The 7215-nt window shown below is 43.0% G+C and carries 7 protein-coding genes; all 7 read left to right on the forward strand.

The window, feature by feature from the left end:
* Window positions 1-6 precede the first annotated feature (6 nt).
* The 7 genes from FN961_RS14640 to FN961_RS14670 all read left to right on the forward strand — a co-directional run bounded on the left by FN961_RS14640 (window position 7) and on the right by FN961_RS14670 (window position 7044).
* A complete protein-coding gene (locus tag FN961_RS14640) occupies window positions 7-369 on the forward strand; it encodes a WecB/TagA/CpsF family glycosyltransferase (protein WP_280525064.1) in 363 nt (120 codons plus the stop codon).
* 4 nt (window positions 370-373) lie between these two features.
* On the forward strand, window positions 374-487 hold the full coding sequence (locus tag FN961_RS14645; RefSeq protein ID WP_229814776.1) for a hypothetical protein: 114 nt from the start codon (window positions 374-376) through the stop codon (window positions 485-487).
* Window positions 488-800: 313 nt separating this feature from the next.
* Window positions 801-2201 (forward strand): undecaprenyl-phosphate glucose phosphotransferase, encoded by a 1401-nt coding sequence (locus tag FN961_RS14650; protein WP_144040923.1) that lies wholly within the window; start codon window positions 801-803, stop codon window positions 2199-2201.
* A 28-nt stretch (window positions 2202-2229) separates the two neighbouring features.
* On the forward strand, window positions 2230-3432 hold the full coding sequence (locus tag FN961_RS14655) for an outer membrane beta-barrel protein (protein ID WP_144040924.1): 1203 nt from the start codon (window positions 2230-2232) through the stop codon (window positions 3430-3432).
* Window positions 3433-3530: 98 nt separating this feature from the next.
* A complete protein-coding gene (locus FN961_RS14660) occupies window positions 3531-4043 on the forward strand; it encodes a polysaccharide biosynthesis/export family protein (protein WP_144040925.1) in 513 nt (170 codons plus the stop codon).
* A complete protein-coding gene (locus FN961_RS14665; protein WP_144040926.1) occupies window positions 4043-6322 on the forward strand; it encodes a GumC family protein in 2280 nt (759 codons plus the stop codon). The genes FN961_RS14660 and FN961_RS14665 overlap by 1 nt, the downstream gene beginning before the upstream one ends.
* Entirely contained in the window at window positions 6319-7044 is a 726-nt protein-coding gene (locus tag FN961_RS14670) for a tyrosine-protein phosphatase (protein WP_144040927.1), read from the forward strand. The genes FN961_RS14665 and FN961_RS14670 overlap by 4 nt, the downstream gene beginning before the upstream one ends.
* The last annotated feature ends 171 nt before the right edge of the window (window positions 7045-7215 follow it).

Below are 7215 nucleotides of genomic sequence, written 5' to 3' on the forward strand. Positions count from 1 at the left end.
AAATCCATTTCTGGTGAGTATGGTTATTTTTTTAATAACACAGAGGGGGAAGATGAAGAAGCCATAGTCAATATGATCCGTCAGTCAGGTGCAAAACTGTTATTTGTCGCGATCACGTCACCTAAGAAGGAAAACTTCATCAATAAGTGGCAAGACAAACTGGGTGTGGATTTTGTCATGGGCGTCGGCGGTACGTTTGATGTGGTGGCAGGTAAGGTGAAACGTGCGCCACTTTGGATGCAGAAATATGGCTTAGAGTGGTTGTACCGTGTGATTCAAGAGCCTGGCCGTATGTGGAAACGCTATTTAGTGACCAATACTAAATTTGCTTGGTTGATACTAAAAGAGCGCTTTTATTCTAAAAAATGATGTAATTCATTTAAGACCCTCAGGTAATGCACCAGAGCTTCGTTGTTATGCAGAATCTCGATCTCACGACTCAGCCTACGAGTTAGTGAAGAAGGTGTTATCGACACTATCACAGTAGTCATTTTTACTGATTTAGGGCTAAGTTCTGATGTTAATGACTTTACCTTAAAACCTCAAAACTAACACTTGTAACGGATCGGGGTGGTTTTTTTATCTGTTTTAGCTGGTATTTTTAGGTTGTTCATCTGTATATACATGTAAGTAGCGTGGTAAAAAACTGCGCAGTCAAATAGAACCTGTTTTTGTAACACAGGTGTAACCCTTTATTTTTAAACAAAAATATTGTTAGTCTTACCAGAAGTGTTAATATTCTGCCAGTTTTACATGCCAAAAATTAATTGTTAATAGCTTGTCATAAAGAGATATTTTTATTGCGTCCTTCAAAAACTTTTTCAACTAGTTCTAATAGTTATTCGTCTGTGTATCGTCTTATTGATTTGGCGGTCATATTTCTATCATTACATCTCGCGGCAGAGCTTTATAAGATCCCCCATAGTCATGCTTATTCCACTTTAGCATTATGTGTTTCGGTGATTTTTTTATACCTTGCAGAGACATTCAAGTTATATCGCTCTTGGCGGATTGGCCGTTTTACTTCAATGCTGACCAATGTTTGGGGGTGTTTAGTCGGCTCTTTCTTACTGGTGCTGTTACTGGTTTTTCTATTGAAACAAACTGAAGTGTTCTCTCGTGTCACCCTCGTTTTGTGGTTTACGATCGCGCTATTGAGCAGTTTGTTTTGGCGTGTTGCGCAACAACTCTATATTAAAAAACGACGCTTGGCAGGACATAACATTAAACGGGTGGCGATTATTGGTGCCACGGCTTCTGCTCAAGATATGCTTACTGAGATAAGAGCGCGTGATGAGCTTGGTTTTAGTTTTGCTGGTATTTATGAAAATAAAAACCGAGCGAGCTGCTTTGGTGAGACCTATCTAGATGTCCGAGGTGACATTAATGATGCCATCAATCTGGCTCGTGATGGCCGGATTGATATCTTATTTATTGCATTACCGTTAAAAGCAGATAAGCGTATTACTGATATTTTACGCCGCCTTGGTGATACGACGGTTGATGTGCATTTTATTCCTGACTTTTTCATCTCAAATTTAATCCATGCCCGTATAGCTCATGTTGGGGATATCGACACGCTCAGTGTGTTTGAGTCGCCTTACTTGGGGGCAAAACAGTGGATAAAGCGCAGCGAAGATGTGGTGTTTGGCAGCATTATATTAGCCATTATTGCCATTCCTTTGTTGATTATTGCCATGGCGATAAAGCTGACATCTAAGGGACCTGTGTTGTTCAAACAGCGCCGTTACGGTTTAGGCGGAGAGGAGATTGAGGTGTGGAAGTTTCGTTCGATGAGCGTGATGGAAAACAGTGACAAGGTGGTGCAAGCGACTAAAGGCGATAGCCGAATTACACCTTTGGGTCGATTTTTACGCCGTACATCACTGGATGAACTGCCGCAATTCTTTAATGTACTCAACGGCAGTATGTCTATTGTGGGCCCTCGTCCACATGCCGTCGCGCACAATGAGGAATATCGCGGTTTAGTACAGTTTTATATGCTGCGCCACAAAGTTAAGCCTGGCATCACTGGTTGGGCGCAAATTAACGGTTGGCGCGGTGAAACTGACACCTTAATAAAGATGGAGAAACGGATTGAGTTTGATCTGCAATACATCAAAAACTGGTCGTTACGCCTCGACATTAAAATTATTTTTCTAACCATTTTTAAGGGATTTGTTAATAAAAATGCCTATTAATTCAATACTGATTTCACGGAGCAATAAAATGATTCTTACCCCATTAAGCCGCGCAGTGACCGCTGCGCTGTGTGGCCTTTCTTTCAGTGGAGCTGCGCTTGCTATTGAGCCTGCTGGCCACACAACTGAATCTGGGGTTGTGATCACTCCGCTATTAGATACTGGGCTTAAATATGATGACAATATTTTCAGTCAATCGAATAACGAAACCAGTAGCAGTATCTACACTTTAGCGCCTTCGGTTAACTTTTTACTTGATGATGGCGTAAACCAGTATCAGCTTGATGCAGCTTTTGAATCTGGCACCTATTTAGACAGTTCTGACGATAATTACCTTACGGGTAATTTGGCGGCCAGCACGCATTTAGAAGCAAGTTCGAGCTCACGTTTTGATGTGTCTTTGATGGCAAATTGGGATTCTGAAGAACGTGGTACGGGTCTTAGTGAAGGCACTGGTGATAGTATTACTGAACCATTGACTTTTGTTGAGCAGACAGTCGCTGCCACTTATGAATATGGTGCTATGTCATCGAGTGCACGGGTTGCATTTGACGCTAAGTATTACAACAAAGATTATACTAACTATGCCGAGATCACTGAGTTTAACAATTACGACTCGCTGTATTTAGGTTCAACGTTTTTCTACACTACCAACGCTAGCACCGATGCTTTTATCGAATTAAGCCGTGATGCTATCCGCTATGACAAGCTTAAAACCAATACTGTCTCACGTGACTCTGATGATTACTTCGCTCTGGCTGGGGTTACATGGGAAGCAACTGCACTCACATCTGGTTCGGTAAAACTGGGTTATCAACATAAAGCATTTACCAGTAGCGGCCGTGAGGATTTCAGTGGTTTAAGCTGGAATGCTGAAGTGACTTGGCAACCACTGACTTATTCAAGCTTTATGCTAACGACTTCGCGTATGGCACGTGATCCGAACACTGAGGGTGATTACATCGATGCAACCTTGTATGGCGTTAATTGGACCCATGATTGGAGCGAGATGGTCAGCACTAACTTAGGTGCCAACTATACGCAAGAAGACTACAAGGGTAATACCAATCGTCAAGATGAAACATTTAGTCTTAACGCCAGCGTTGATGTTGAACTGCGTCGCTGGTTAGGGGTTTCACTGTATGTATCTATGACTGATAAGGACTCTAATCGCGATAACATCGCATACGATAAGAGCATTATCGGAGTTAATTTTACAGCGTCGTTGTGATCCTGAATTTAGGATAATCCTAGATTAGGGTAAACCCAATATTAGCTACACCACCTCGACATGCACAATTGTGCATGTCGAGGTTTTAAGGTCAATTAATGAAAAGTTTGTATCTATTTGTTTTACTTTTGCTTGCACCTGTTAGTTGGGCGCAAGATCTTTATCTGCTGGGTGCTGGCGACAAAGTTGCGATTAAAGTATTTGGTCACGAAGATTTATCTATTGAAACCTTGCTTGGTAATAGTGGCAAGATCAATTACCCATTCTTAGGTGAAATTAAGGTGGTAGGGATGAGCCTTACCCAAGTTGAGCAAGTTATTATTAAGGGATTGAAGGGCGATTATCTTAAGAATCCTAATGTGTATGTGCATGTAGTGGAATATCGCCCATTTTACATTCACGGTGAGGTTAAAAAGCCGGGTGGGTATCCATATCAACCGGGTTTGACAGTCAATCAAGCTGTGGCTTTGGGTGGCGGGTTAACTGAGCGTGGCTCACAAGACAAAATAATCATATCGCCGGAAGGCAAAAAAGATCAGCATATTAATGCCTCCCTTAATCATGTGGTTAATGCCGGCGACACCATCACAATCGAGCAAAGGTTTTTCTAATGAGTACACCATTTCCCTCGGCGCTTAATTCGTCAGCCGAACAGTCCGGCAACAAGCCTAATGCTGAAGAGGTGATTGATCTACGTCAGTATATTAAGGTCATTAATAAATACAAATGGCGTATTGTTCTATTAGCGTTCACGGTTGCTGCACTTGCTGCCGTGGTCGCGTTAAATATTACCCCACAATACCGCGCTACGGCGACTTTGCTGATTGAGGCTGACCAAGCTAAAGCGGTTTCGTTTGAAGAGATTTACGGCCTTGATTCAAACCGTAAAGAGTATTATCTCACGCAATTTGAAATTTTAAAGTCACGCAATATTGCTCAGGCTGTAGTGCAAAAGCTTAATCTGAAAAATCATCAAGATTTTCTCTCTGAACCCTCTTTTGTTGATGATATTAAAGCGTTAAAAGATTCAATTCCGTTTATCCCTAAAAAAGAAGTTGTTCAACTTTCGGCCGATGAACAGGCGGCTTTTGAACTACAAGAGCTCGTTAATGCTTTTTCTGAGCGTTTGACGATTAGCCCTGTGCGTAAAACTCAGCTAGTTAACATTACTTATGAAAGTAGTGACCCGAAAATGGCTGCATTAGTCGCCAATACCGTGGGTGAGGTTTACATTGAACAGAACATGAACGCTAAAATGGGGCTGACCCAGAAAGCGGCTGGCTGGTTAACGACTAGATTGTCTGATCTGCGTGTTCGTTTAGATGCGTCAGAAGGCAAATTACAAGCGTATCGTGAGCGTGAAAACCTCGTTGACGTCGAAGGCGTGCTAGGGCTTGTTTCACAAGAGTTAGAGCAAACCTCTGGGCAGTTAGTTGTTACTCGAAATGAGATGAACAAGCTACAAAGCATTGTGCGAGTGATTGATGAATATGGCCGTGATGACATAGACCGTCTTGAGTCTATCACTGAGATCACTTCACACCCTGTTATCCAAAATGTGAAGCAAACCTTGATTGCTGTTGAGCAGAAGGTGTCTGAACTTGGCCAGGAGTATGGGCCGAAACACCCCATGATGATCGCGGCAAATGCTGAGCTCGCGACCGTAAAGCAAAATCTTACCGAGCAGGTTAAGCGTTTGGTGACTGGTGTTGAGAAAGAACTTAACTCTAGTAAGCGTAACGTAACGGCGCTTGAAGCTGAATTAGTGCGTATTAGGGCTCAATATCAACAATTAACAGCGAAAGAGTTTGAGTACCGCAAGCTGTCTCGCGAAGTTGATACTAACCGTAAAATCTATGACACCTTTTTCTCGCGCTCTAAAGAAACGGAAGTCACCAGTGATTTTAATGCAGCAGTTGCCCGTTTTACCGACCGTGCATTTACCCCTAACATTCCCGCTAAACCTAATAAACCGCTGATTGTCATGTTGGCGTTTGTGGCTGCGATTGGCCTTGGCATTGTGATGGCCTTTTTGGTTGAGGCGCTTAACGATACCTTTAAGTCGGCGATGGATATTGAGAATAAACTCTCAATGCGGATGCTGGGCTTACTGCCTTTGGTATCACTTGCCAAGAATAGCCTGTTTGATGTCCATCACTTTTATCAAGAGCAAGGGCGAAGTTTTGCAGAATCGGTGCGGACTTTGCGTACCAGCTTTGTGTTAACCCAGCTTGATAAGCAAGCTCAAGTGCTTGCCGTGACTTCATCGGTGCCTGGTGAAGGTAAGTCAACGGTTGCGACAAACCTTGCTTTTGCCTTAGGTCAGCTTGATAAGACCATTTTGGTTGACGCTGATATGCGTAAACCGAGTATTGGTAAGCGTTTTGGTATTGAGCCTTATCATCCTGGTTTATCAAACTTTATTGCTGGTACTGCCACGCTTGAAGAGTGTATTTATCATGACGAGACTTCAGGTATTAGCGTAATGCCTTGTGGCTTCTTACCGCCTAACCCTCTTGAATTGTTAGCATCTGCAAGATTTAACCAAGTACTTGAGCAATTAAAAGCCAATTTTGATCGTGTATTGTTTGATACTGCGCCATTACAGGCGGTCAGCGATTCATTGGTGATTGCCCGTCAGGTTGATACCGTCATTTATGTGGTTAAGAGTGACGATACCCGCATTGGCGTGGTTAAAGCTTGTTTAGGCAGATTGGTCGCTTCTAATGCGCGTATCGGTGGTGTAGTACTGAATCAGGTTGATACCAAGAAAATGGATAAACATGATTATTATCATGGTTATTACAGTGAATATTCTTATGGTGATGTGCAAGAAGCTAGCAGCAAAGAGATCACTAGTAGCAACGTTAAGCCATTAAAAAGCGCATGATTGATATTCATGCTCATGTGCTGCCGGGTATAGATGATGGCGCCAAAGATATGGATGAGGCTTTAACCTTGTTAGATCTTGCGGCGCAAGATGGCGTAACCCGTATGGTGGTTACGCCTCACTTGCACTTAGGACGCTTTGATAATTTTAAAGGCAATATTTCCCCTGTCTTTGAAGAGTTAAAACGATGTGCTCAACTGGCGTGTATCGATATTGAATTAGCTTACAGTGCTGAGGTGCGCTTGGATTCGGATATTATTGCTTTGCTCGCAAAGAACGAACTGCCTTTATACGGTGAGTATGAAGGTAAGCAGTTTATGTTACTTGAACTTCCTCACAGTCACATTCCGCCGGGGTGTGACATGCTGGTTAAGTATTTAAAGAGCGTCAATATTACCCCTGTCATTGCCCATCCTGAGCGTAACCGCGATCTATTGCGTGATCCTAAAAAGATTAACCCTCTGGTACGACTTGGTTGTTGGTTTCAGCTGACTGCGTCGTCTATCGAGGGGAAGTTTGGTGCTGATTGCCAAGCGCTTGCTTTACATTATTTGGAACGAGACATTATTCAAATAGTGGCTAGCGATACACATAGCGTGAAGCGCAGACCACCGCAATTGAGTCATGCTAAAGCGATTGTTGCTAAGGAATTTGGTGATGCGAGAGCAAAAGCCTTGTTTATTGATAACCCATATAATATTACCGCCACGCTTTTCAGTTAAAGAACGCTTCGCTCACGGATGACGGATGACGGATGACGGATCAAGGACGAGAAAAGCTGGATCCTGAAACGAGTTCAGGATGACGGGGTTTATTCGCTCGTCATCCCGGCGAAGGCCGGGATCCAGCTCTTTAGAACGTACTCTGGTTGATCTTGCCTTTCTCCGTGGTCT

This window comes from Shewanella hanedai, from assembly GCF_007197645.1.
Lineage (GTDB): Bacteria > Pseudomonadota > Gammaproteobacteria > Enterobacterales > Shewanellaceae > Shewanella > Shewanella hanedai.

What these genes read in the sequence shown, in the direction of transcription:
- FN961_RS14655 (WP_144040924.1), top strand. Translation starts at nt 2,230, where the DNA reads ATGATTCTTACCCCATTAAGCCGCGCAGTGACCGCTGCGCTGTGTGGC.
- FN961_RS14660 (WP_144040925.1), top strand. Translation starts at nt 3,531, where the DNA reads ATGAAAAGTTTGTATCTATTTGTTTTACTTTTGCTTGCACCTGTTAGT.
- FN961_RS14665 (WP_144040926.1), top strand. Translation starts at nt 4,043, where the DNA reads ATGAGTACACCATTTCCCTCGGCGCTTAATTCGTCAGCCGAACAGTCC.
- FN961_RS14670 (WP_144040927.1), top strand. Translation starts at nt 6,319, where the DNA reads ATGATTGATATTCATGCTCATGTGCTGCCGGGTATAGATGATGGCGCC.